The organism is Citrobacter amalonaticus Y19 (genome assembly GCF_000981805.1).
Classification (GTDB): domain Bacteria; phylum Pseudomonadota; class Gammaproteobacteria; order Enterobacterales; family Enterobacteriaceae; genus Citrobacter_A; species Citrobacter_A amalonaticus_C.
On the sequence record NZ_CP011132.1, the window covers coordinates 3,932,280 to 3,955,226 of the forward strand.

40 protein-coding genes are annotated in these 22,947 nt (G+C 50.7%); 2 read left to right on the forward strand and 38 right to left on the reverse strand.

Going from position 1 to position 22,947, the window contains the following annotated elements:
• Positions 1-21: 21 nt before the first annotated feature.
• The 27 genes from F384_RS18090 to rpsJ all read right to left on the reverse strand — a co-directional run bounded on the left by F384_RS18090 (position 22) and on the right by rpsJ (position 13,251).
• Positions 22-1,011: a DNA-directed RNA polymerase subunit alpha gene (locus F384_RS18090; RefSeq protein ID WP_001162094.1), complete on the reverse strand. Its 990-nt coding sequence runs from the start codon at positions 1,009-1,011 to the stop codon at positions 22-24.
• 25 nt (positions 1,012-1,036) lie between these two features.
• Positions 1,037-1,657 carry a 30S ribosomal protein S4 gene (gene rpsD, locus F384_RS18095; RefSeq protein ID WP_000135226.1) on the reverse strand — a complete coding sequence of 207 codons (621 nt, stop codon included), beginning with the start codon at positions 1,655-1,657 and terminating at the stop codon, positions 1,037-1,039.
• A 33-nt stretch (positions 1,658-1,690) separates the two neighbouring features.
• A complete protein-coding gene (gene rpsK, locus F384_RS18100; protein ID WP_001029684.1) occupies positions 1,691-2,080 on the reverse strand; it encodes a 30S ribosomal protein S11 in 390 nt (129 codons plus the stop codon).
• A 16-nt stretch (positions 2,081-2,096) separates the two neighbouring features.
• Positions 2,097-2,453, reverse strand: coding sequence for a 30S ribosomal protein S13 (gene rpsM, locus F384_RS18105; RefSeq protein ID WP_046490351.1), 357 nt, complete (start codon positions 2,451-2,453; stop codon positions 2,097-2,099).
• Positions 2,454-2,599: 146 nt separating this feature from the next.
• Positions 2,600-2,716: a 50S ribosomal protein L36 gene (gene rpmJ, locus F384_RS18110; RefSeq protein ID WP_000868187.1), complete on the reverse strand. Its 117-nt coding sequence runs from the start codon at positions 2,714-2,716 to the stop codon at positions 2,600-2,602.
• A gap of 31 nt (positions 2,717-2,747) precedes the next feature.
• Positions 2,748-4,079 carry a preprotein translocase subunit SecY gene (secY, locus tag F384_RS18115; RefSeq protein WP_046490452.1) on the reverse strand — a complete coding sequence of 444 codons (1,332 nt, stop codon included), beginning with the start codon at positions 4,077-4,079 and terminating at the stop codon, positions 2,748-2,750.
• A gap of 7 nt (positions 4,080-4,086) precedes the next feature.
• On the reverse strand, positions 4,087-4,521 hold the full coding sequence (rplO, locus tag F384_RS18120) for a 50S ribosomal protein L15 (protein WP_001238917.1): 435 nt from the start codon (positions 4,519-4,521) through the stop codon (positions 4,087-4,089).
• A 3-nt stretch (positions 4,522-4,524) separates the two neighbouring features.
• Positions 4,525-4,704 (reverse strand): 50S ribosomal protein L30, encoded by a 180-nt coding sequence (gene rpmD, locus F384_RS18125; RefSeq protein WP_001140434.1) that lies wholly within the window; start codon positions 4,702-4,704, stop codon positions 4,525-4,527.
• A gap of 3 nt (positions 4,705-4,707) precedes the next feature.
• Positions 4,708-5,211, reverse strand: a complete 504-nt coding sequence (gene rpsE, locus F384_RS18130) for a 30S ribosomal protein S5 (RefSeq protein WP_000940121.1) — start codon at positions 5,209-5,211, stop codon at positions 4,708-4,710.
• Between the two features lie 14 nt (positions 5,212-5,225).
• On the reverse strand, positions 5,226-5,579 hold the full coding sequence (gene rplR / locus F384_RS18135) for a 50S ribosomal protein L18 (protein ID WP_039076817.1): 354 nt from the start codon (positions 5,577-5,579) through the stop codon (positions 5,226-5,228).
• 9 nt (positions 5,580-5,588) lie between these two features.
• On the reverse strand, positions 5,589-6,122 hold the full coding sequence (gene rplF / locus F384_RS18140; protein WP_012135817.1) for a 50S ribosomal protein L6: 534 nt from the start codon (positions 6,120-6,122) through the stop codon (positions 5,589-5,591).
• Positions 6,123-6,134: 12 nt separating this feature from the next.
• Entirely contained in the window at positions 6,135-6,527 is a 393-nt protein-coding gene (gene rpsH / locus F384_RS18145; protein ID WP_000062611.1) for a 30S ribosomal protein S8, read from the reverse strand.
• A gap of 33 nt (positions 6,528-6,560) precedes the next feature.
• A complete protein-coding gene (gene rpsN / locus F384_RS18150; protein WP_001118929.1) occupies positions 6,561-6,866 on the reverse strand; it encodes a 30S ribosomal protein S14 in 306 nt (101 codons plus the stop codon).
• A 14-nt stretch (positions 6,867-6,880) separates the two neighbouring features.
• Positions 6,881-7,420, reverse strand: coding sequence for a 50S ribosomal protein L5 (gene rplE, locus F384_RS18155; protein ID WP_001096206.1), 540 nt, complete (start codon positions 7,418-7,420; stop codon positions 6,881-6,883).
• Between the two features lie 14 nt (positions 7,421-7,434).
• Positions 7,435-7,749, reverse strand: a complete 315-nt coding sequence (gene rplX, locus F384_RS18160) for a 50S ribosomal protein L24 (protein ID WP_035894981.1) — start codon at positions 7,747-7,749, stop codon at positions 7,435-7,437.
• Between the two features lie 10 nt (positions 7,750-7,759).
• Positions 7,760-8,131, reverse strand: coding sequence for a 50S ribosomal protein L14 (rplN, locus tag F384_RS18165; RefSeq protein ID WP_000613954.1), 372 nt, complete (start codon positions 8,129-8,131; stop codon positions 7,760-7,762).
• A gap of 162 nt (positions 8,132-8,293) precedes the next feature.
• The gene (rpsQ, locus tag F384_RS18170; RefSeq protein ID WP_002438707.1) at positions 8,294-8,548 is read right to left on the reverse strand and encodes a 30S ribosomal protein S17; all 255 of its coding nucleotides are present in this window, start codon (positions 8,546-8,548) and stop codon (positions 8,294-8,296) included.
• Positions 8,549-8,740 (reverse strand): 50S ribosomal protein L29, encoded by a 192-nt coding sequence (gene rpmC, locus F384_RS18175; protein ID WP_000644742.1) that lies wholly within the window; start codon positions 8,738-8,740, stop codon positions 8,549-8,551.
• The gene (gene rplP, locus F384_RS18180; protein WP_000941208.1) at positions 8,740-9,150 is read right to left on the reverse strand and encodes a 50S ribosomal protein L16; all 411 of its coding nucleotides are present in this window, start codon (positions 9,148-9,150) and stop codon (positions 8,740-8,742) included. Before rplP ends, rpmC begins: the two co-directional genes overlap by 1 nt.
• A 12-nt stretch (positions 9,151-9,162) precedes the next feature.
• Complete coding sequence (gene rpsC / locus F384_RS18185) at positions 9,163-9,864, reverse strand: 30S ribosomal protein S3 (protein ID WP_000529945.1); 702 nt, start codon at positions 9,862-9,864, stop codon at positions 9,163-9,165.
• A 17-nt stretch (positions 9,865-9,881) separates the two neighbouring features.
• Positions 9,882-10,214, reverse strand: coding sequence for a 50S ribosomal protein L22 (gene rplV, locus F384_RS18190; RefSeq protein WP_000447529.1), 333 nt, complete (start codon positions 10,212-10,214; stop codon positions 9,882-9,884).
• Between the two features lie 14 nt (positions 10,215-10,228).
• Positions 10,229-10,507: a 30S ribosomal protein S19 gene (gene rpsS, locus F384_RS18195; RefSeq protein WP_001138117.1), complete on the reverse strand. Its 279-nt coding sequence runs from the start codon at positions 10,505-10,507 to the stop codon at positions 10,229-10,231.
• A 16-nt stretch (positions 10,508-10,523) separates the two neighbouring features.
• Positions 10,524-11,345: a 50S ribosomal protein L2 gene (gene rplB, locus F384_RS18200; RefSeq protein WP_001621954.1), complete on the reverse strand. Its 822-nt coding sequence runs from the start codon at positions 11,343-11,345 to the stop codon at positions 10,524-10,526.
• A gap of 17 nt (positions 11,346-11,362) precedes the next feature.
• Complete coding sequence (gene rplW / locus F384_RS18205) at positions 11,363-11,665, reverse strand: 50S ribosomal protein L23 (RefSeq protein WP_000617546.1); 303 nt, start codon at positions 11,663-11,665, stop codon at positions 11,363-11,365.
• Positions 11,662-12,267 carry a 50S ribosomal protein L4 gene (gene rplD / locus F384_RS18210; RefSeq protein ID WP_000424395.1) on the reverse strand — a complete coding sequence of 202 codons (606 nt, stop codon included), beginning with the start codon at positions 12,265-12,267 and terminating at the stop codon, positions 11,662-11,664. Before rplD ends, rplW begins: the two co-directional genes overlap by 4 nt.
• A 10-nt stretch (positions 12,268-12,277) precedes the next feature.
• Positions 12,278-12,907, reverse strand: a complete 630-nt coding sequence (gene rplC, locus F384_RS18215; RefSeq protein WP_046490773.1) for a 50S ribosomal protein L3 — start codon at positions 12,905-12,907, stop codon at positions 12,278-12,280.
• A 32-nt stretch (positions 12,908-12,939) separates the two neighbouring features.
• A complete protein-coding gene (gene rpsJ, locus F384_RS18220; RefSeq protein ID WP_001181005.1) occupies positions 12,940-13,251 on the reverse strand; it encodes a 30S ribosomal protein S10 in 312 nt (103 codons plus the stop codon).
• A 377-nt stretch (positions 13,252-13,628) separates the two neighbouring features.
• Here rpsJ and F384_RS18225 point away from each other — a divergent pair, with 377 nt between their 5' ends.
• Positions 13,629-14,111, forward strand: a complete 483-nt coding sequence (locus F384_RS18225) for a prepilin peptidase (protein WP_046498368.1) — start codon at positions 13,629-13,631, stop codon at positions 14,109-14,111.
• On the opposite strand, the gene bfr is transcribed toward F384_RS18225, so the two are convergent.
• The 11 genes from bfr to fkpA all read right to left on the reverse strand — a co-directional run bounded on the left by bfr (position 14,095) and on the right by fkpA (position 22,428).
• Positions 14,095-14,571 carry a bacterioferritin gene (gene bfr / locus F384_RS18230; protein ID WP_042326254.1) on the reverse strand — a complete coding sequence of 159 codons (477 nt, stop codon included), beginning with the start codon at positions 14,569-14,571 and terminating at the stop codon, positions 14,095-14,097. The genes F384_RS18225 and bfr overlap by 17 nt on opposite strands.
• A 72-nt stretch (positions 14,572-14,643) precedes the next feature.
• Positions 14,644-14,838 (reverse strand): bacterioferritin-associated ferredoxin, encoded by a 195-nt coding sequence (gene bfd / locus F384_RS18235; RefSeq protein ID WP_012135433.1) that lies wholly within the window; start codon positions 14,836-14,838, stop codon positions 14,644-14,646.
• Between the two features lie 180 nt (positions 14,839-15,018).
• Positions 15,019-16,203 carry an elongation factor Tu gene (gene tuf, locus F384_RS18240; protein WP_046491013.1) on the reverse strand — a complete coding sequence of 395 codons (1,185 nt, stop codon included), beginning with the start codon at positions 16,201-16,203 and terminating at the stop codon, positions 15,019-15,021.
• Positions 16,204-16,273: 70 nt separating this feature from the next.
• Complete coding sequence (gene fusA / locus F384_RS18245; RefSeq protein WP_046491016.1) at positions 16,274-18,388, reverse strand: elongation factor G; 2,115 nt, start codon at positions 18,386-18,388, stop codon at positions 16,274-16,276.
• Positions 18,389-18,484: 96 nt separating this feature from the next.
• Positions 18,485-18,955: a 30S ribosomal protein S7 gene (rpsG, locus tag F384_RS18250; protein WP_042322792.1), complete on the reverse strand. Its 471-nt coding sequence runs from the start codon at positions 18,953-18,955 to the stop codon at positions 18,485-18,487.
• 96 nt (positions 18,956-19,051) lie between these two features.
• Positions 19,052-19,426: a 30S ribosomal protein S12 gene (rpsL, locus tag F384_RS18255; RefSeq protein ID WP_000246815.1), complete on the reverse strand. Its 375-nt coding sequence runs from the start codon at positions 19,424-19,426 to the stop codon at positions 19,052-19,054.
• Positions 19,427-19,551: 125 nt separating this feature from the next.
• Complete coding sequence (tusB, locus tag F384_RS18260; protein ID WP_046491229.1) at positions 19,552-19,839, reverse strand: sulfurtransferase complex subunit TusB; 288 nt, start codon at positions 19,837-19,839, stop codon at positions 19,552-19,554.
• Positions 19,840-19,846: 7 nt separating this feature from the next.
• On the reverse strand, positions 19,847-20,206 hold the full coding sequence (tusC, locus tag F384_RS18265; protein ID WP_046491231.1) for a sulfurtransferase complex subunit TusC: 360 nt from the start codon (positions 20,204-20,206) through the stop codon (positions 19,847-19,849).
• A complete protein-coding gene (gene tusD / locus F384_RS18270) occupies positions 20,206-20,592 on the reverse strand; it encodes a sulfurtransferase complex subunit TusD (RefSeq protein ID WP_046491234.1) in 387 nt (128 codons plus the stop codon). The genes tusC and tusD overlap by 1 nt, the downstream gene beginning before the upstream one ends.
• Positions 20,592-21,314, reverse strand: a complete 723-nt coding sequence (locus tag F384_RS18275) for a transcriptional regulator (protein ID WP_042286247.1) — start codon at positions 21,312-21,314, stop codon at positions 20,592-20,594. The genes tusD and F384_RS18275 overlap by 1 nt, the downstream gene beginning before the upstream one ends.
• Before the next feature lie 289 nt (positions 21,315-21,603).
• The gene (gene fkpA, locus F384_RS18280) at positions 21,604-22,428 is read right to left on the reverse strand and encodes an FKBP-type peptidyl-prolyl cis-trans isomerase (RefSeq protein WP_046491236.1); all 825 of its coding nucleotides are present in this window, start codon (positions 22,426-22,428) and stop codon (positions 21,604-21,606) included.
• 223 nt (positions 22,429-22,651) lie between these two features.
• On the opposite strand from fkpA, the gene F384_RS18285 reads away from it, so the two are divergent.
• On the forward strand, positions 22,652-22,870 hold the full coding sequence (locus F384_RS18285; RefSeq protein WP_042322802.1) for a protein SlyX: 219 nt from the start codon (positions 22,652-22,654) through the stop codon (positions 22,868-22,870).
• Positions 22,871-22,947: the final 77 nt, after the last annotated feature.

The following is a 22,947-nucleotide window of genomic DNA, read 5'->3' on the forward strand; positions in this document are numbered from 1 at the left end:
AAACCTTAACCTGTGATCCGGTTACTCGTCAGCGATGCTTGCCGGTGGCCAGTTTTCCAGGCGCATGCCCAGAGACAGACCACGGGAAGCCAGCACGTCTTTAATCTCAGTAAGAGATTTTTTACCAAGGTTAGGCGTCTTAAGAAGCTCAACCTCAGTACGCTGTACCAGATCACCGATATAGTGGATAGCTTCTGCTTTAAGGCAGTTAGCAGAGCGGACAGTCAATTCCAGATCGTCAACAGGGCGCAGCAGGATCGGATCGAATTCTGGTTTCTCTTCTTTCACTTCCGGCTGACGTACATCACGTAAGTCAACGAAAGCTTCCAGTTGTTCAGCCAGAATGGTCGCCGCACGACGAATCGCCTCTTCAGGATCGATTGTGCCATTGGTTTCCATTTCGATGACCAGCTTGTCCAGGTCGGTACGCTGTTCTACACGCGCTGCTTCAACATTGTAGGCAATACGCTCTACAGGGCTGTAGCATGCGTCGACCAGCAGACGGCCGATTGGGCGCTCATCTTCTTCCGAATGAATTCGGGTAGAAGCCGGCACATAACCACGACCGCGCTGAACTTTGATACGCATGCTAATAGACGCGTTCTCATCGGTCAGGTGGCAGATCACGTGCTGCGGCTTGACGATTTCGACATCCCCATCATGGGTAATGTCGGCTGCAGTCACAGGGCCAATGCCAGATTTATTCAAGGTAAGAATAACTTCATCTTTACCCTGAACTCTCACCGCCAGCCCTTTCAGGTTGAGCAGGATTTCCAGGATATCTTCCTGAACGCCTTCTTTGGTGCTGTACTCATGTAGTACACCATCAATCTCAACCTCGGTCACCGCGCAACCCGGCATCGATGAGAGCAGAATACGGCGCAGTGCGTTACCCAAAGTATGGCCGAAGCCACGCTCTAAAGGCTCAAGGGTCACCTTGGCGTGCGTCGAACTCACTTGCTCGATATCTACCAGGCGCGGTTTTAGAAACTCTGTCACAGAACCCTGCATTGTGTCCTCTCTTTGGTACTAAGCTTTACTTAGAGTAAAGCTCGACGATCAGGTGTTCGTTAATGTCCGCAGACAGATCAGAACGCTCAGGCTTACGCTTGTACGTACCTTCCATCTTGCCAGCATCAACTTCCAGCCAGGTTGGCTTTTCACGCTGCTCAGCCAGCTCCAGAGCGGCTTTCACGCGAGACTGCTTCTTCGCTTTCTCACGAATGCTAACAACGTCATTCGGACTAACCTGATAAGAAGCGATGTTAACAACACGACCGTTTACCATAATCGCTTTATGACTAACCAGCTGACGTGCTTCTGCACGAGTGGCGCCGAAGCCCATACGGTATACAACGTTGTCCAGACGACCTTCCAGCAGAGCCAACAGGTTTTCACCGGTGTTGCCTTTCAGACGTGCTGCTTCTTTGTAGTAGTTACGGAACTGACGCTCCAGCACACCGTAGATACGGCGAACTTTTTGCTTTTCACGCAACTGCACACCATAGTCAGACAGACGCGGTTTACGCGCACCGTGCTGGCCAGGAGCTTGTTCAATTTTACACTTGGTATCGATCGCGCGAACGCCAGACTTAAGGAATAAGTCGGTGCCCTCACGACGGCTCAGCTTGAGCTTAGGACCCAAATATCTTGCCATTTTCTTTCTCCAACAAACCTGGAAAACGAAGCGTTATACGCGGCGTTTTTTCGGCGGACGACAACCGTTATGAGGGATCGGAGTCACATCAGTAATATTAGTGATGCGGAAACCAGCGGCGTTCAGAGCACGAATAGTAGATTCGCGGCCTGGACCCGGACCTTTAACCATAACTTCCAGATTCTTGATACCGTATTCTTTTACGGCGTCAGCGCAACGCTCTGCTGCAACCTGAGCTGCGAACGGAGTAGATTTGCGAGAACCACGGAAACCGGAACCACCGGCTGTTGCCCAACCCAGCGCGTTACCCTGACGATCAGTGATAGTCACGATGGTGTTGTTGAAAGAAGCATGGATATGAGCCACGCCGTCAGAGACTTGTTTTCTTACACGTTTACGTGCACGAATTGGTGCCTTTGCCATTATTCAATCACCCCGATTATTTCTTGATCGGTTTGCGCGGACCCTTACGGGTACGTGCGTTGGTCTTCGTACGCTGACCGCGCACTGGCAGACCACGACGATGACGCAAACCGCGATAGCAACCAAGATCCATCAGGCGCTTGATGCTCATGCTGATTTCACGGCGCAGATCACCTTCAACGACAAATTTGGCAACTTCGTCACGCAGCGTGTCGATTTGTCCTTCAGACAGCTCACTGATCTTAACATTTTCAGCGATACCCGCTGAAGCCAGAATGGCTTTAGAACGGGTTTTACCGATGCCGTAGATCGACGTTAACGCGATCACAGCATGTTTTTGATCAGGAATGTTAATGCCTGCTATACGGGCCACTATGCACTCCTACTATTTAATATGTACGCACCATGCTGAAAAGCCCGTTTTCAGGATACTCAAATGGAAACGTACAGACATACAAAAGATTGGCTGGCTAATCTAGCCAGCTCAACCCAACTTTGCAAGAAAAATATGCGAATAAATCAGCCTTGGCGCTGTTTATGCTTCGGCTCGGCACTGCAAATCACACGGATGACACCATCACGCTTAACGATTTTGCAGTTACGGCATAATTTCTTGACGGAAGCACGAACTTTCATTTTTACTCTCCGTAACTTCTCGGGCGACCAATTATCGGCCGTAGCCTTTCAGGTTCGCCTTCTTCAATGCAGACTCGTACTGACTAGACATCATCAGAGTTTGCACTTGAGCCATAAAGTCCATAATCACGACAACAACGATAAGCAGTGAGGTCCCACCGAAGTAGAACGGTACTTTCATTGCATCACGCATGAACTCCGGGATCAGGCAGATAAAGGTAATGTAGAGCGCACCGACCAAAGTCAGGCGGGTCATTACTTTATCGATATACTTCGCCGTTTGCTCTCCCGGACGAATCCCTGGTACAAATGCACCGGACTTCTTCAGGTTATCTGCTGTTTCACGTGGGTTGAAAACCAACGCCGTGTAGAAGAAACAGAAGAATATGATTGCAGACGCATAGAGTAACACATAAAGCGGTTGCCCAGGCTGCAAATACAGCGAAATTGTTGTCAGCCAGTTCCAACCGGTTCCGCCCCCGAACCATGACGCGATGGTCGCTGGGAACAGAATGATACTGGAAGCGAAAATTGCCGGGATAACCCCCGCCATATTCACTTTCAGCGGTAAATGTGTGCTCTGTGCAGCATAGACACGACGACCTTGTTGACGTTTCGCGTAGTTTACCACAATGCGGCGTTGACCACGCTCAACAAATACAACAAAGAACGTCACTGCAAATACTAATACTGCAACCAACAGCAACACGAGGAAGTGCAGGTCGCCTTGACGCGCTTGCTCGATAGTATGGGCAATGGCTGGCGGGAGTCCCGCAACAATACCGGCGAAGATAATGATCGAGATACCGTTACCGATACCACGTTCAGTAATCTGTTCGCCGAGCCACATCAGGAACATCGTCCCTGTGACCAGACTGACAACAGCGGTGAAGTAGAATGCAAAGCCCGGATTCATAACCAGGCCTTGCATACCAGGCATATTCGGCAGACCGGTAGCAATACCGATCGACTGGAATATTGCCAGCACCAGAGTACCGTAGCGGGTGTACTGGCTGATCTTACGACGACCAGACTCCCCTTCTTTCTTGATTTCCGCCAACGTTGGGTGAACCACCGTCAGCAGCTGGATAATAATTGATGCCGAAATGTACGGCATAATACCCAGGGCAAAGATAGAAGCACGGCTGAGAGCACCACCAGAGAACATGTTAAACATTTCAATGATGGTGCCTCGCTGTTGCTCAAGCAGTTTGGCAAGTACAGCGGCATCAATACCAGGGATCGGAATGAAAGAGCCAATACGGAACACAATAAGCGCACCGACAACAAACAGCAGTCTGCGTTTCAGCTCGCCTAAGCCACCTTTGGCACTTTGAAAATCTAATCCCGGTTGTTTAGCCATCTGCTACTTATTCCTCGATTTTACCGCCAGCAGCTTCGATAGCAGCACGAGCGCCTTTAGTCACGCGCAGGCCACGAACAGTTACCGGAGTAGTTACTTCACCAGCTAGGATCACTTTCGCGAACTCGATCTGGATACCGATAATGTTAGCTGCTTTCAGCGTGTTCAGGTCTACAACACCGCCTTCTACTTTCGCCAGGTCAGACAGACGAACTTCGGCTGTAATCGCTGCTTTACGAGAAGTGAAGCCGAATTTCGGCAGACGACGGTACAGAGGCATCTGGCCGCCCTCGAAACCGCGACGTACGCCACCGCCAGAACGAGACTTCTGACCTTTGTGACCACGACCACCGGTTTTACCGAGGCCAGAACCGATACCACGACCCAGGCGTTTACCCGCCTTTTTGGAGCCTTCGGCCGGAGACAGAGTATTTAAACGCATCTCTTACTCCTCAACTTTAACCATGAAGGAAACCGCGTTGACCATACCACGAACAGCAGGAGTATCCTCGCGCTCTACGGTGTGACCAATACGACGCAGACCCAGGCCAAGCAGCGTTGCCTTGTGTTTCGGCAAACGACCGATTGCACTGCGGGTTTGAGTAATTTTAATAGTCTTTGCCATGGTTTATTTCCCCAGAATTTCTTCAACGGATTTACCACGCTTGGCAGCGACCATTTCTGGAGAATTCATATTTTCCAGGCCATCAATAGTTGCACGAACCACGTTGATCGGGTTGGTGGAACCATATGCTTTAGCCAGAACGTTATGAACCCCAGCAACTTCCAGAACGGCGCGCATTGCACCACCGGCGATGATACCGGTACCTTCGGAAGCTGGCTGCATGAATACACGAGAACCCGTGTGAACACCTTTAACCGGGTGTTGCAGGGTGCCGTTGTTCAGCGCGACGTTAATCATATTGCGACGGGCTTTTTCCATCGCTTTCTGGATCGCTGCTGGAACTTCACGCGCTTTACCGTAACCAAAACCAACGCGACCGTTACCATCGCCTACTACAGTCAGAGCTGTGAAGGAGAAAATACGACCACCTTTTACGGTTTTAGATACGCGGTTTACCGCGATCAGCTTTTCCTGCAGTTCGCCAGCTTGTTTTTCGATGTGAGCCATCTTACACCTCTACCTTAGAACTGAAGGCCAGCTTCACGGGCAGCATCTGCCAGTGCCTGGACACGACCATGATATTGGAACCCGGAACGGTCAAAGGACACATCTTTGATGCCTTTTTCCAGAGCGCGTTCAGCGACAGCTTTACCCACAGCTGCAGCCGCGTCTTTGTTACCGGTGTACTTCAGTTGTTCAGAGATAGCTTTTTCTACAGTAGAAGCAGCTACCAGAACTTCAGAACCGTTCGGTGCAATTACCTGTGCGTAAATATGACGCGGGGTACGATGTACCACCAGGCGAGTTGCGCCCAGCTCTTTGAGCTTGCGGCGTGCGCGGGTCGCACGACGGATACGAGCAGATTTCTTATCCATAGTGTTACCTTACTTCTTCTTAGCCTCTTTGGTACGCACGACTTCGTCGGCGTAACGAACACCCTTGCCTTTGTAAGGCTCAGGACGACGGTAGGCACGCAGATCTGCTGCAACCTGGCCGATTACCTGCTTATCAGCGCCTTTCAGCACGATTTCAGTTTGAGTCGGACATTCTGCAGTAATCCCTGCCGGCAGTTGATGGTCAACTGGATGCGAGAAACCTAAAGACAGGTTTACTACGTTCCCTTTAACCGCTGCACGATAACCTACACCAACCAGCTGCAGCTTCTTAGTGAAGCCTTCGGTAACACCGATAACCATTGAGTTCAGCAGGGCACGCGCGGTACCAGCCTGAGCCCAACCGTCTACGTAACCATCACGCGGACCGAAGGTCAGTGCATTATCTGCATGTTTAACTTCAACAGCATCGTTGAGAGTACGAGTCAGCTCGCCGTTTTTACCTTTGATCGTAATAACCTGACCGTTGATTTTTACATCAACGCCGGCAGGAACAACGACCGGTGCTTTAGCAACACGAGACATTTTTTCCTCCGATTAGGCTACGTAGCAGATAATTTCGCCACCAAGACCAGCCTGGCGCGCTGCACGATCAGTCATAACACCTTTAGAGGTAGAAACAACCGCGATACCCAGACCCGCCATAACTTTCGGCAGCTCATCTTTACGTTTGTAGATGCGCAGACCTGGGCGACTGACACGCTGAATGCTTTCTACGACAGCTTTACCCTGGAAATACTTAAGAGTCAGTTCCAGTTCCGGCTTGGTGTCGCCTTCAACTTTAAAATCTTCAATAAAACCTTCTTCCTTCAGCACGTTGGCAATTGCCACTTTCAGCTTGGAGGAAGGCATGGTGACCGCAGCTTTGTTCGCGGCCTGACCGTTACGGATACGGGTCAGCATATCCGCGATCGGATCTTGCATGCTCATCTGTCTTTACTCCCGTGATTCAATTGGTGACAATTACCAGCTAGCCTTTTTCAAGCCTGGTACTTCACCGCGCATAGCGGCTTCACGTAACTTGATACGGCTCAACCCGAACTTGCCCACATAACCATGTGGACGACCTGTTTGACGGCAGCGGTTACGCTGACGAGACGGGCTGGAATCACGCGGCAGAGACTGCAGCTTAAGAACAGCATTCCAACGATCTTCGTCGGAAGCGTTCACATCAGAGATGATCGCTTTCAGTTCAGCGCGTTTCGCGAAGTATTTATCAGCTAAAGCTACGCGTTTTACTTCGCGTGCTTTCATTGATTGCTTAGCCATTCAGTAACCCTACCTTACTTGCGGAACGGGAAGTCAAAGGCAGCCAGCAGAGCACGGCCTTCTTCGTCAGATTTCGCAGTAGTGGTAATGGTAATATCCAAACCACGAACGCGGTCGACTTTATCGTAGTCGATTTCTGGGAAGATGATCTGCTCACGGACACCCATGCTGTAGTTACCACGACCATCGAATGACTTAGCGGACAAGCCACGGAAGTCACGGATACGCGGTACAGCAATAGTGATCAGGCGCTCAAAGAACTCCCACATGCGTTCGCCACGCAGAGTTACTTTACAGCCGATCGGATAGCCCTGACGGATTTTGAAGCCTGCAACAGATTTGCGTGCTTTGGTGATCAACGGTTTTTGACCGGAGATTGCTGTCAGATCAGCTGCTGCGTTATCCAGCAGTTTCTTGTCAGCGATCGCTTCACCAACACCCATGTTCAGGGTGATCTTCTCGACCCGAGGGACTTGCATGACAGAATTGTAGTTAAACTCAGTCATGAGTTTATTAACTACTTCGTCTTTGTAGTAATCATGCAGTTTCGCCATCGTACTACTCCAAATTACTTGATAGTTTCGCTGTTAGACTTGAAGAAACGGACTTTTTTGCCGTCTTCGAATCTAAAGCCTACACGGTCAGCCTTGCCGGTTGCCGCATTGAAGAGTGCAATGTTAGAGATCTGAATAGCTGCTTCTTTCTCTACAATGCCGCCTGGTTGGTTCAGAGCCGGAACCGGCTTCTGGTGTTTCTTAACCAGGTTGATACCTTCAACGATGACCTTGCCGGAAGACAGGACATTCTTAACTTTACCGCGTTTACCTTTATCTTTACCGGTTAACACGATAACTTCGTCATCACGACGGATTTTCGCTGCCATGATTCGCTCCTTAGAGTACTTCTGGTGCCAGAGAGATAATTTTCATGAACTTCTCGTTACGAAGTTCACGAGTTACCGGCCCAAAAATACGCGTACCGATAGGTTGCTCGCTGTTATTGTTTAAAATAACGCATGCATTACCATCGAAGCGAATGACAGAACCGTCCGGGCGACGAACACCCTTCTTGGTGCGCACCACTACCGCCTTCAGCACATCACCTTTTTTGACCTTACCACGCGGAATTGCTTCTTTGATGGTGATCTTGATGATGTCGCCTACGCCTGCGTAGCGACGGTGCGAGCCACCCAGAACCTTGATACACATTACGCGACGTGCACCGGAGTTGTCGGCGACGTTCAGCATAGTCTGTTCTTGGATCATTTTAGTGCTCCGCTAATGTCAACTACTACTGAGACCCGAAATCAGGTCGTTAAAAAAGCCCCATATTGAGGGCGCAGCATTATAACACCGCTCTCAGGATATGGGTAGAAAAAATAAACGGCCCATCGCTGAGCCGTTTATTCGTTGAGAATGCGTACTGTATTACAGAACCGCTTTCTCTACAACGCGAACCAGCGTCCAGGACTTAGTCTTGGACAGCGGACGGCATTCACGGATTTCAACCTTGTCGCCGATACCGCATTCGTTGTTCTCGTCATGTACGTGCAGTTTGGTCGTACGCTTGATGAATTTACCGTAGATCGGGTGTTTCACAAAACGTTCGATAGCAACAACAATGGATTTCTCCATTTTGTCGCTAACAACGCGACCTTGCAGAGTACGGATTTTATCGGTCATTTACGCACCCGCCTTCTCAGTCAGTAAAGTCTTAACGCGTGCGACATCACGACGCACTTGCTTCAACAGGTGAGATTGTTGCAGCTGGCCACTTGCCGCCTGCATACGCAGGTTGAACTGCTCACGCAGCAGGTTCAGCAGCTCGGTGTTCAGCTCTTCAACGCTCTTCTCACGCAGCTCTTTTGCTTTCATTACATCACCGTCTTAGTTACAAAGGTGGTTTTAATCGGCAGTTTCGCTGCTGCCAGCTTGAATGCTTCACGGGCCAGCTCTTCCGGTACGCCGTCCATTTCATACAGGACTTTACCCGGCTGAATCAAGGCAACCCAATACTCCACGTTACCTTTACCTTTACCCATACGCACTGCCAGCGGCTTTTCAGTGATCGGTTTGTCCGGGAATACACGGATCCAGATCTTACCTTGACGCTTAACTGCACGGGTCATAGCACGACGTGCTGCTTCGATCTGACGGGCAGTCAGACGACCACGGCCAACAGCTTTCAGACCGAAGCTGCCGAAGCTAACATCCGCGCCAGCAGCCAGACCGCGGTTACGGCCTTTGTGCATTTTACGGAATTTTGTACGCTTTGGTTGTAACATCAGCGACGCTCCTTATTTACGGCCTTTACGCTGCTGCTTTTTAGGTTGAGCAGCCGGTTTTTCCGGTTGTTCAACAGCAGCCATACCACCCAGGATCTCGCCTTTGAAGATCCATACCTTAACGCCGATTACACCGTAAGTGGTGTGCGCTTCAGAGGTGTTGTAGTCGATGTCAGCACGCAGAGTGTGCAGCGGTACGCGACCTTCGCGGTACCATTCGGTACGTGCGATTTCCGCGCCGCCCAGACGGCCGCTAACTTCAACTTTGATCCCTTTAGCGCCCAGACGCATTGCGTTCTGTACAGCACGCTTCATCGCACGACGGAACATAACACGACGTTCCAGCTGTGAAGTGATGCTGTCAGCAACCAGTTTTGCGTCCAGTTCAGGCTTACGAACTTCGGCGATATTGATCTGTGCAGGAACGCCAGCGATATCCGCTACGACCTTACGCAGTTTTTCTACGTCTTCGCCTTTCTTACCGATAACGATGCCAGGGCGAGCAGTGTGAATAGTCACACGGATGCTCTTAGCCGGACGCTCGATAACGATACGAGATACAGACGCTTTAGCCAGTTCCTTAGTCAGGTACTGACGTACTTTAAAATCGCTGTCCAGGTTGTCAGCGAATTCTTTGGTGTTCGCAAACCAGGTAGAGTTCCATGGTTTTACAATACCCAGGCGAATACCATTAGGATGTACTTTCTGACCCATTGCTAGTCTCCAGAGTCTCAGCGATCGGACACAACCACAGTGATGTGGCTGGTGCGCTTCAGGATGCGATCTGCACGACCTTTCGCACGCGGCATAATGCGCTTCATGCTTGGGCCTTCGTCTACGAAAATTTTCGTAACTTTCAGATCGTCAATGTCAGCGCCATCGTTGTGTTCAGCGTTAGCAATGGCAGATTCCAGTACCTTCTTGACCAGTACAGCCGCTTTCTTATTGGTGTAGGTCAGAATATCCAGAGCCTGCGACACTTTCTTACCGCGAATCAGGTCAGCAACAAGGCGAACCTTCTGAGCAGAAGAACGAGCATGGCGATGTTTAGCGATAGTTTCCATCTCTTCCTCCTACCTTATTTCTTCTTCGCTTTTTTATCAGCAGCGTGGCCGCGATAAGTACGAGTCGGTGCGAATTCACCCAGTTTGTGACCGACCATTTCATCGGTTACAAATACTGGAACGTGCTGACGACCATTATGGACAGCGATGGTCAAACCGATCATGTTAGGAAAGATCGTTGAACGACGGGACCAGGTGCGCAGGGGCTTCTTGTCTCCGCTTTCCACCGCTTTCTCTACCTTCTTCAGCAAGTGCAGGTCAATAAAAGGACCTTTCTTGAGAGAACGTGGCATGGCTTATCCTCTAAAATTATTTGCTACGGCGACGTACGATGAATTTATCAGTACGCTTGTTGCTGCGGGTCTTCTTACCTTTGGTCTGAACGCCCCACGGAGTTACCGGGTGCTTACCAAAGTTACGACCTTCACCACCACCATGTGGGTGGTCGACCGGGTTCATCGCGGTACCGCGAACGGTCGGACGAACACCACGCCAGCGTGCAGCACCTGCTTTACCCAGAACGCGCAGCATATGCTCAGCATTGCCAACTTCGCCCAGAGTTGCACGGCAGTCTGCTTCGACTTTACGCATTTCACCAGAACGCAGACGCAGGGTGACATAAGCACCATCACGAGCAACGATCTGAACGTAAGTACCAGCGGAACGTGCCAGCTGACCGCCTTTACCTGGTTTCATTTCTACGTTATGAACGGTAGAACCAACCGGGATATTGCGCATCGGCAGAGTGTTGCCTGGTTTGATTGCAGCATCAACGCCAGATTGGATCTGGTCGCCAGCTTTCAGGCCTTTAGGGGCCAGGATGTAACGGCGCTCGCCGTCTTTGTACAGAACCAGCGCGATGTTCGCGGAACGGTTCGGATCGTACTCAAGACGTTCAACAACTGCCGGGATACCATCTTTGTTGCGTTTGAAGTCAACCAGACGGTATGCCTGCTTGTGGCCACCACCAATATGACGAGTGGTGATACGGCCATTGTTGTTACGACCACCGGATTTGCTGTTTTTTTCCAGCAACGGAGCAAAAGGTTTGCCCTTGTGCAGCTCAGGGTTAACCACTTTAACGACGTGGCGACGACCCGGAGATGTCGGTTTACATTTAACAACTGCCATTGTATTACTCCTCCGACTTACTCAGCGCCGCCAACGAAGTCCAGATTCTGGCCTTCTTTAAGGGTGACGTAAGCTTTTTTCCAGTCGCTACGACGACCGATACGCTGTCCGTGACGTTTAACTTTCCCTTTAACAACCAGGGTGTTAACGACTTCGACTTCGACTTCAAACAGTTTCTGCACAGCAGCTTTGATCTCTGCTTTGGTCGCGTCTTTAGCAACTTTGAGAACGATGGTGTTAGTTTTTTCCATCGCAGTAGACGCTTTTTCAGAAACGTGCGGTGCACGCAGCACCTTCAGCAGACGTTCTTCACGAATCATGCCAGCATCTCCTCAACTTGCTTAACAGCATCAGCAGTCATTACGACTTTGTCGAAGGCGATCAGGCTAACCGGGTCGATACCAGTTGCATCGCGTACGTCAACCTTGTGCAGGTTGCGCGCAGCCAGGAACAGGTTTTCGTCCAGCTCACCGGTGATGATCAGCACATCTTCCAGAGCCATGTCTTTCAGTTTCTGTGCCAGCAGCTTAGTTTTAGGCGCTTCAACAGAGAACTTCTCGACAACGATCAGACGATCCTGACGTACCAGTTCGGACAGAATGCTTTTCAGCGCGCCGCGGTACATCTTTTTGTTAACTTTTTGACTGTGGTCCTGCGGGCGAGCAGCGAAGGTCACGCCACCAGAACGCCAGATCGGGCTCTTGATAGAACCTGAACGCGCACGGCCGGTACCTTTCTGGCGCCACGGCTTTTTGCCGGAACCAGTTACTTCAGCACGAGTCTTCTGAGCACGAGTACCCTGACGAGCACCAGCTGCATAAGCAACAACAACCTGGTGAACCAGCGCTTCGTTGAAATCACGACCGAAGGTAGTTTCGGAAACAGTCAGCGCGCTCTGCGCGTCTTTCAATACTAATTCCATTGCTATCCCCTTACGCCTTCACAGCTGGTTTAACGATCAGGTCGCAACCGGTCGCACCCGGAACACCACCTTTAACCAGCAGCAGGTTGCGCTCAGCGTCAACGCGTACTACGTCAAGGCTCTGAACGGTGACACGCTCGTTACCCATCTGACCTGCCATCTTCTTGCCTTTGAACACTTTGCCCGGAGTCTGGTTCTGACCGATAGAACCCGGAACGCGGTGAGACAAGGAGTTACCGTGAGTCGCGTCCTGGGTACGGAAGTTCCAGCGCTTAACGGTACCAGCGAAACCTTTACCTTTAGAGGTACCGGTTACGTCAACTTTTTTAACGTCAGCAAACAGTTCAACGCTAATGCTCTGACCAACGGTGAATTCTTCACCTTCAGCCAGACGGAACTCCCACAGGCCGCGGCCAGCTTCTACGCCAGCTTTAGCGAAATGGCCAGCTTCCGGCTTGGTTACACGGTTAGCTTTTTTAGCACCGGTGGTAACCTGAACAGCACGATAGCCATCGTTAGCCAGGTCTTTAACCTGAGTAACACGGTTTGCTTCAACTTCGATTACGGTTACTGGGATAGAAACGCCATCTTCAGTGAAGATGCGGGTCATACCCACTTTTTTACCGACTAAACCAATCATTGTATCAACCTCTCAATCGCTCGATGACCTGATTAACCCAGGCTGATCTGCACGTCTACACCGGCAGCCAGGTCCAGACGCATCAGAGCATCAACGGTTTTCTCGGTTGGCTCAACGATGTCAACCAGACGCTTGTGAGTGCGGATTTCGTACTGATCGCGCGCGTCTTTGTTAACGTGCGGAGAGATCAGAACGGTAAAGCGCTCTTTGCGGGTCGGCAGCGGGATCGGACCACGGACTTGCGCACCAGTGCGCTTAGCAGTCTCGACGATTTCCGCGGTTGATTGATCGATCAGACGATGATCAAACGCTTTAAGGCGGATACGGATTCTTTGGTTCTGCATGAGACCAGAGCTCCAATTATTTTATAAACGAAAATGATTACTCCTCAGACCCATTACGATTGATGGGAGAGTGTAACCGTTCTTACGTAGCCCCCCGATTGGGAGCATTGTTAGATAGCCAAATCGGCTATCCGAGGTTCAAATCGAACCTGCCGTCGATTAAGACAAGCCCGCGCATTATACGCAAATATCAGACTGAAGCAAGTGTCGCGTAGATATTAATCACTTCGTCCGTATTGCGAACAGGGTTCCAGTCTTTTAGGTAGTGAATGAAACGCGGCAATTGAGCAGGAGTGTCGCTCGCAATACTCATAATAGTACCTTGCTCCCTCATTAGCCTTCTTTAAAGTAGCGACAGGATTGATGGAGAAAACATGATGGTCACAGCCCTGCCCTTTCTGCTGCTGTATGTCGCATTGTCCTTGTCTCTTAGTTTCTGCGATGTGCGCAGCGGACAACTACCGGACCGATTTACCTGCCCGTTGCTGTGGGGCGGACTCCTCTTTCACCTGTGCATCATCCCGGCACAACTTGCAGATGCCGTATGGGGTGCTGTCGCAGGTTACGCCAGTTTCGCCTTTATCTACTGGAGCTATCGACTGGTCCGTAAGAGGGAAGGGCTCGGCTATGGCGATGTGAAATTCCTTGCCGCGCTGGGTGCCTGGCATGGGTGGATGTCTCTACCATTTTTAGTCTTTTGGGCGGCGCTGTTGGCGTGTTCTGGTATCGCGGCATTGGGGATAATTCATGGAAAGTCGGCATTAAAAAACCCGCTGCCTTTTGGACCATTTCTGGCGGCTGCGGGTTTCATCACCGGATGTTACCGCTACACCTCTGTGGCGATTAACTGGTCACCTTAATTTGCGACTGCAGGTAATTCTGTAGGCCAATTTTCGAGATGAGATCCAGTTCTGTCTCCAGCCAGTCGATATGCCCTTCTTCATCCGCGAGGATTTCGATCATCATATCCCGGCTGACATAATCATGGACAGTATCAGCATAGGCGATCGCTTCACGTAAGTTTTTCGCCCCTTCGAGTTCTAACCGGAGATCGGATTGCAGCATCTCTTCGACATCTTCGCCAATCCCCAACTTGCCAAGATCCTGCAGGTTCGGGATCCCCTCCAGAAACAAAATACGCTCAATATATTTATCAGCGTGTTTCATCTCATCAATGGATTCATGGTACTCGACGTCATTGAGGCGGGTAAGCCCCCAATTTTTAAACATACGTGCATGGAGAAAATACTGGTTGATCGCGACAAGCTCATTTCCCAATAGTTTATTGAGATAATTTATGATTTTAACATCACCTTTCATTTTATAGTCCCTCCGCTTCCACTCTCCAGAGCATAGATGGGGCTACAGGGATGTCAAAAAAAAGAGTGTGACTCAGGCGATCTCTTTAAATTCTGGCATTTGCATTAATTCATCCTGCATCACTTCGCGTGCTGCCCGAACGCATTTACCGCATTGATTTCCCACAGGAATAAACTTGCGTAACTGTTGAAAGGATTGAGGATGAAACTGACGTACCGCCTGGCGAATTTTTTTATCACTTACACCATTACACAAACAAACGTACATGATCGCTCCCGTTCAATTTCTGCGCAAAGTGTAAATGAGAATAGTTATGATTACAATAGCACAATTCTCTCTACGTAACGGGAGCGGGGCAAAAATTGCGAATAAATGTGACAGCCAAATCACAGACAGCAAAAAGGGCGCCGAAGCGCCCTTTTTAAGTGCAGAACTAATGAGTAAAAATTAGCTCATTACTTTCGCAACAACGCCCGCACCTACAGTACGGCCGCCTTCACGGATTGCGAAACGCAGACCGTCGTCCATCGCGATCGGGTGGATCAGGGTAACAACCATTTTGATGTTGTCGCCCGGCATGACCATCTCTACGCCTTCCGGCAGTTCGATGGTACCCGTCACGTCAGTCGTACGGAAGTAGAACTGCGGACGGTAGCCTTTGAAGAACGGAGTATGACGGCCGCCTTCGTCTTTGGACAGAATGTACACTTCAGATTCGAACTTGGTGTGCGGCTTGATGGAACCCGGCTTAGCCAGTACCTGACCACGTTCGATTTCTTCACGTTTGATACCACGCAGCAGAACACCTACGTTCTCACCCGCGCGGCCTTCGTCCAGCAGTTTGCGGAACATTTCAACGCCAGTACAGGTAGACTTCGCAGTCTCTTTGATACCAACGATTTCAACTTCTTCGCCAACTTTGATGATACCGCGCTCTACACGACCGGTAACAACGGTACCACGACCGGAGATGGAGAATACGTCTTCGATAGGCAGCAGGAACGGCTTGTCAATCGCACGCTCTGGTTCCGGAATGTAAGAATCCAGGAAGCCAGCCAGTTCGATGATTTTCGCTTCCCACTCTGCTTCGCCTTCCAGCGCTTTCAGAGCAGAACCACGGATGATTGGGGTGTCGTCGCCCGGGAAATCGTACTGAGACAGCAGTTCACGAACTTCCATCTCTACCAGTTCCAGCAGCTCTTCGTCATCAACCATGTCGCATTTGTTCAGGAACACGATGATGTACGGAACGCCTACCTGACGACCCAGCAGGATGTGCTCACGAGTCTGCGGCATCGGGCCGTCAGTCGCAGCAACAACCAGGATCGCGCCGTCCATCTGCGCAGCACCAGTGATCATGTTTTTAACATAGTCGGCGTGGCCCGGGCAGTCTACGTGTGCGTAGTGGCGAGTCGGGGTGTCATATTCAACGTGAGACGTGTTGATGGTGATACCACGAGCTTTTTCTTCCGGCGCGTTATCGATCTGATCGAATGCGCGAGCAGCACCGCCGTAGGTTTTAGCCAGTACGGTAGTGATGGCAGCGGTCAGGGTAGTTTTACCGTGGTCAACGTGGCCGATGGTGCCGACGTTAACGTGCGGTTTTGTACGTTCAAATTTTTCTTTAGACACGGCTATATTCCTTACTATAGCGCTCTCCCCTTGTGGAGAGAGCACGGGACTTAGGTTTTAATCCTGTGGATTATTTACCACGGGCTTCGATTACGGCCTGAGCAACGTTGTTCGGTGCATCATCGTACTTCAGGAATTCCATAGTGTACGATGCGCGACCTTTGGTCAGAGAACGCAGCTGAGTTGCATATCCGAACATTTCAGACAGCGGAACTTCAGCGTGGATCTTAACGCCAGTGACTTCGGATTCCTGACCGCGCAGCATACCGCGACGACGGCTCAAGTCACCGATAACATCACCGGTGTTTTCTTCCGGCGTTTCTACCTCAACCTTCATGATTGGCTCAAGCAGAACTGGTTTAGCTTTCTTAAAGCCTTCTTTAAAGGCAATAGACGCAGCCAGTTTAAACGCCAGTTCAGAGGAGTCAACGTCATGGTAAGAACCGAAGTGCAGACGAACACCCATATCAACAACCGGGTAACCTGCCAGCGGGCCGGCTTTCAGCTGCTCCTGGATACCTTTATCAACGGCCGGGATGTATTCGCCAGGGATTACACCACCTTTAATGTCGTTGACGAACTCGTAGCCTTTCGGGTTAGAACCCGGCTCCAGTGGGTACATGTCGATAACAACATGACCATACTGACCGCGACCACCAGACTGCTTGGCGTGTTTACCTTCGATATCGGTAACTTTCGCACGAATCGCTTCGCGGTAAGCAACCTGAGGTTTACCGACGTTCGCTTCAACGTTGAATTCACGCTTCATACGGTCAACGATGATGTCGAGGTGCAGTTCACCCATACCGGCGATAATGGTCTGGTTAGATTCTTCGTCAGTCCATACGCGGAATGACGGGTCTTCTTTAGCCAGACGGCCCAGAGCCAGACCCATTTTTTCCTGGTCAGCTTTGGTTTTCGGTTCTACGGCGATGGAGATTACCGGCTCAGGGAATTCCATACGCTCCAGAATGATCGGCGCATCCGGGTCACACAGAGTGTCACCAGTCGTTACGTCTTTCAGACCGATCGCAGCAGCGATGTCGCCCGCGCGAACTTCTTTGATCTCTTCACGCTTGTTAGCGTGCATCTGAACGATACGACCGAAACGCTCACGTGCAGATTTCACGGAGTTCAGTACGGTATCACCAGAGTTAACCACACCGGAATACACACGGAAGAAGGTCAGGTTACCCACGAACGGGTCGGTAGCGATTTTGAATGCCAGTGCAGAGAAAGGCTCTTCGTCGCTAGCGTGACGCTCAGCAGGCGTATCTTTACCGTCGTCCAGGATACCGTTGATCGCAGGTACGTCAACCGGGGATGGCAGGTAATCAATTACCGCATCCAGCATCGCCTGAACACCTTTGTTCTTAAATGCAGAACCACAGGTTACCAGGATGATTTCGTTGTTCAGAACACGCTGACGCAGAGCTTTTTTGATCTCTTCTTCAGTCAGTTCTTCACCGCCCAGGTATTTCTCCATCAGCTCTTCAGAAGCTTCCGCAGCGGACTCGATCAGGTTCTGGTGCCATTCTTCAGCCAGTTCCTGCATGTCAGCCGGGATATCTTCGTAAGTGAAGGTAACGCCTGCATCTGCTTCGTTCCAGTTGATGGCTTTCATTTTCACCAGGTCAACAACACCGGTGAACGCTTCTTCAGCGCCAATTGCCAGCTGCAGCGGAACAGGGTTCGCGCCCAGACGGGTTTTGATCTGACCAACAACTTTCAGGAAGTTCGCACCCATACGGTCCATTTTGTTAACGAACGCAATGCGCGGAACTTTATATTTGTTTGCCTGACGCCATACGGTTTCAGACTGCGGCTGAACACCACCAACTGCGCAGTAAACCATTACCGCACCATCAAGAACACGCATGGAACGTTCTACTTCGATTGTGAAGTCAACGTGCCCCGGGGTGTCGATGATATTTACGCGATGCGGTTCATACTGCTTAGCCATACCAGACCAGAATGCAGTAGTCGCTGCGGAAGTGATAGTAATACCACGTTCCTGCTCCTGCTCCATCCAGTCCATGGTGGCCGCGCCGTCATGAACTTCACCGATTTTATGGTTTACACCGGTGTAGAACAGAATACGTTCGGTAGTAGTGGTTTTACCGGCGTCGATGTGCGCACTGATACCGATGTTACGGTAGCGTGCGATGGGTGTTGTACGAGCCATTTGATTCCTCGTTTATCTTTTAGGCGTTCAATTTAAGTAGCCCAAAGCGGGCTGCTTACTGGAAGCGCCCGCCTGGTGACTAAAACTCCGAAGGGATTACCAACGGTAGTGTGCGAACGCCTTGTTGGCTTCTGCCATACGGTGAACGTCTTCACGTTTCTTAACTGCAGTACCTTTGTTGTCTGCAGCATCAGAAAGTTCGTTCGCCAGGCGCAGAGCCATGGATTTATCACCGCGTTTACGAGCAGCTTCAACGATCCAACGCATTGCCAGGGCATTACGACGAACCGGACGGACTTCAACTGGTACCTGATAAGTAGAACCACCAACGCGGCGAGACTTAACTTCGACAGTCGGGCGCACGTTTTCGAGAGCTACTTCGAAAGCTTCCAGTTCAGATTTACCAGAACGCTGAGCCAGGGTCTCCAGCGCGCTGTATACGATTGTTTCGGCAGTAGATTTTTTACCATCTACCATCAGGATATTTACAAATTTAGCCAGCAGTTCTGATCCGAACTTCGGATCCGGCAGAATTTTACGCTGACCAATGACGCGACGACGTGGCATGGAAATACTCCGTTGTTAATTCAGGATTGTCCAAAACTCTACGAGTTTAGTTTGACATTTAAGTTAAAACGTTTGGCCTTACTTAACGGAGAACCATTAAGCCTTAGGACGCTTCACGCCATACTTGGAGCGAGCTTGCTTACGGTCTTTAACGCCAGAGCAGTCAAGCGCACCGCGTACGGTGTGGTAACGAACACCCGGGAGGTCTTTAACACGACCGCCACGGATCAGGATCACGGAGTGCTCCTGCAGGTTGTGACCTTCACCACCGATGTAGGAAGTCACTTCGAAACCGTTAGTCAGACGAACACGGCATACTTTACGCAGTGCGGAGTTCGGTTTTTTAGGAGTGGTAGTATATACACGAGTACATACACCACGTTTTTGCGGGCATGCTTCCAGCGCAGGCACGTTGCTTTTTGCAACTTTGCGAGCGCGTGGTTTGCGTACCAGCTGGTTAACTGTTGCCATTAAATAGCTCCTGGTTTTAGCTTTTGCTTCGTAAACACGTAATAAAACGACCTCATACAATATGAGGACGCCGAATTTTAGGGCGGTGTCGAAAAGGTGTCAAGAAATATACAACGATCACACAATCACCAGGCCATCTGGCTGGTGTGCTTAACCGTAAGTCTGACGAAGTCAGTATAGTCAACCCTGACGACACTGTCTGAAATTTGACCACCCAAACCGCGAGCTTCAATGTCTTCTTTCAGTGCATATACCGTTATGGGGGTGTTTTGCAGGCTTTCAAGGAAGCGGCTGCCTTCTACTGCGGCGGTGACGCCATCCTGGATCAATAATAGTTCATCGCCTTCTGCGATCAGGCGCTGGATAGCAGAGAAATCAGAGTGCCACGCGGAGCGGTGTAAAGTATGCAGCATGAGAACCTCAGAACCTCAGGATGACATCGTAGTTGCCCAGTTCGCGGCGCAGCGCTTCTGGTTCCAGCGGCGTCGCATCAACGACAAAACTTACGCCCTCCCCGAGTCCCCGCTCGCGCAACGAGGCGGCGCATAACCAGCACTGTTCGATATCGTACAATCCCAGCAGTTTAAAGGTCGCAATATAGTCGCGGGCCAGAATGACATCCGGTTTTTGTCCCTGCAGGATCTGAAAGACGCCATCACTAATAAAGAAGACGCCGATCTCTTCGGTTAACGCAGAAGTCGCCAACAGCGCGTCCAGCCCTTCGCGGCCAGATGCACTCCCGTGTGGCATGGTGGAAAAAACAAAGGCAATACGTTTCATCAGAACTGCACCACGCGATCGCAGGTCAGTGAGGCTTGTGCCAGCGCGCCCAGTCCGCTGAGAGTAAAACCTGGCTGCAGATTAGCGGACGCCAGTCCCAGTCGGCCCGCTTCTGTTTCATCGACCACACCGCGACGCAGTGCCGCCGCCACACAGATGTTCAGCTCAACGCCATACTGTGTATTCATTTGTTGCCAGGCCCGGACCAGATCAAATTCATCACTGGCCGGAGAGGTCAGTTGATTGGCGTTATATACCCCTTCCCGATAGAAAAAGACGCTACTTAACGTATGGCCTTCTTCAATCAGCGCCTGAGCAAACTGCAGTGCGCTGCTCGCCTGCTGGGTACCATACGCCGGACCGGTAACCACAATGGCAAAACGCATTACTTATCTTGCCCCTGGAAGTCGCCGCTTTTGAACTGGCGAATATAGAGGTACACGGTGTGCTTGGAGATATTCAGACGATCGGCAACCTGATTGATCGCGTCCTTAATATCGAAGATGCCTTTCTCATACAGATTCAGAACGATCTGGCGGTTCTTGGCGTTGTTGGAAACATTACGATCGGCGTTCACCTCTTCAATGGTGAACTCCAGCGTCTGCGTCACCAGGTCTTCTACGGAAGAGGCGAAGTTAACAGACGATCCCACTTCCGGGGTTTCCGGCGGAATAAAGGTATTCATGATCTGCGAGAACGGGACATCAAGGTTCATGTTGATGCACAGCAGACCAATCACGCGATGCTCGCGATTGCGAATGGCAATCGTCACTGACTTCATCAGAACGCCGCTTTTCGCACGGGTAAAGTAGCATTTGGAAACGCTGCTATCTGCACCGGTCATATCGTGCAGCATCCGCAACGCAAGGTCAGTAATCGGCGAACCGATTTTGCGTCCCGTATGTTCACCATTGGCAATGCGAATGGCGGAACATTTCAAATCCTGCAAAGAGTGCAATACGATTTCACAGTGGGAACCAATGAGCATCGCTAACCCGTCCACCACCGCTTCGTAGGATTTCAGAATATCAAAGTCGGTTTGATCGAAAGGACGTTGATCCAGTAAGTCGAGCTCACTGGTTTCGTTGGTTAAAAGCGACCTGGACATGAAAAAAAACACTCCTTTTCAGGAGCCTGTCGTTATGTTTTCAGGGCAGGCTCATTAATTTTGTGGATGGTTAAATTAATACAGAGGGGCTTCCACTTTCCACTACTAATTATACACGTCATCCCTCAAGCTGCCTCTGCGTTGGTTGCGCTCGTTCGCCCCAGCCACGTACTGATGTACGCGCAAGGGGATTCACGCCCTGACCGCTTGATGCAACTTGAATGATTATGTGTATGTATCCGGCCTGCATAAAAAAACCGCCGCTCTGTTCGGCGGCGGTTCTCAATTTTTATTTTTTAGCGGCATCTGCTGCTTTTGCATCCGCTTCTGCTGCGGCTTCTGGCTTGTCATCCGCCTTCGGTGCTGGCTTGATATCCAGCAGCTCTACGTCGAATACCAGCGTGGAGTTAGCCGGGATACCCGGAACGCCAGTTTTACCGTAAGCCAGTTCCGGTGGGATGACCATCTTGATCTTCCCGCCTTTCTTAATGTTCTTCAGACCTTCAGTCCAGCCTGGGATCACACCATCCAGACGGAAAGAGAGCGGCTCGCCGCGGGTATAGGAGTTATCGAACTCTTTACCGTCGATCAGCGTCCCTTTGTAGTTTACTACTACCGTGTCGCTGTCTTTCGGTGCTTCGCCCGTACCGGCTTTCTCAACTTTATAAAGCAGGCCAGTTGAAGAGGTCTTCACGTCCTTCTCTTTCGCAAACGTGGTGCGGTACTCTTTGCCTTTGGCTTCGTTGTCAGCCGCGTCTTTTTCCATCTTCGCCTGAGCGGAGGCTTTCACGCGTGCTTCAAATGCTTGCAGAGTCTGCTCAATTTCCTGGTCAGACAGTTTGCTCTTATCAGCAAACGCATCCTGAACGCCGGCGATCAGCTGGTCTTTGTCCAGTTTGATGCCCAGTTTTTCCTGCTCTTTCAGGGAGTTTTCCATATAGCGGCCCAGCGATGCGCCCAGTGCATAAGCCGATTTCTGGTCGTCATTTTTGAACGCGGCTTTGCTGTCAGCAGCGGCGGCCGGTTTTGCGGCTTCCGCTGCGAAGGTGATTGGGGCGTGCAGAGCAACGGCCATCGTGGTCGCCAGCAGAGTGACTTTAAACAGTGATTTCATCCATATCTCCAGGGCCGGGGCATCTCACCCCATGGTTAACTTTACTATGAGAAGCGTACTATAAAGCGTTGTCGAACAAATCAACATACAGACATACCCGATAATCGCTTCTTTTGAGACTCTTTTTGTTTAAATTAGTTTCGATGAGAAGGAATCAGGGCTGTCTATTCGGATAAAGTTGAGTAGAATCCGCCGCGACCCGAGACAATCGATGAGGTGAATCATGCAGGATACAACGATGGAAACCCGGCTGGCTGAGCTGGAAAGTCGGCTGGCTTTTCAGGAAATCACCATTGAAGAGCTCAACGTAACGGTAACCGCTCACGAGATGGAAATGGCCAAATTGCGCGATCATCTGCGACTGCTGACGGAAAAGCTCAAGGCGAGCCAGCCTTCCAACATCGCCTCCCAGGCCGAAGAGACGCCGCCGCCTCATTATTGAGACGTAAAAAAAGCGGGTTATCCCGCTTTTTTGTGCTCATTGCCGGATGGCGGCGCAAGCGCCTTATCCGGCCTTCT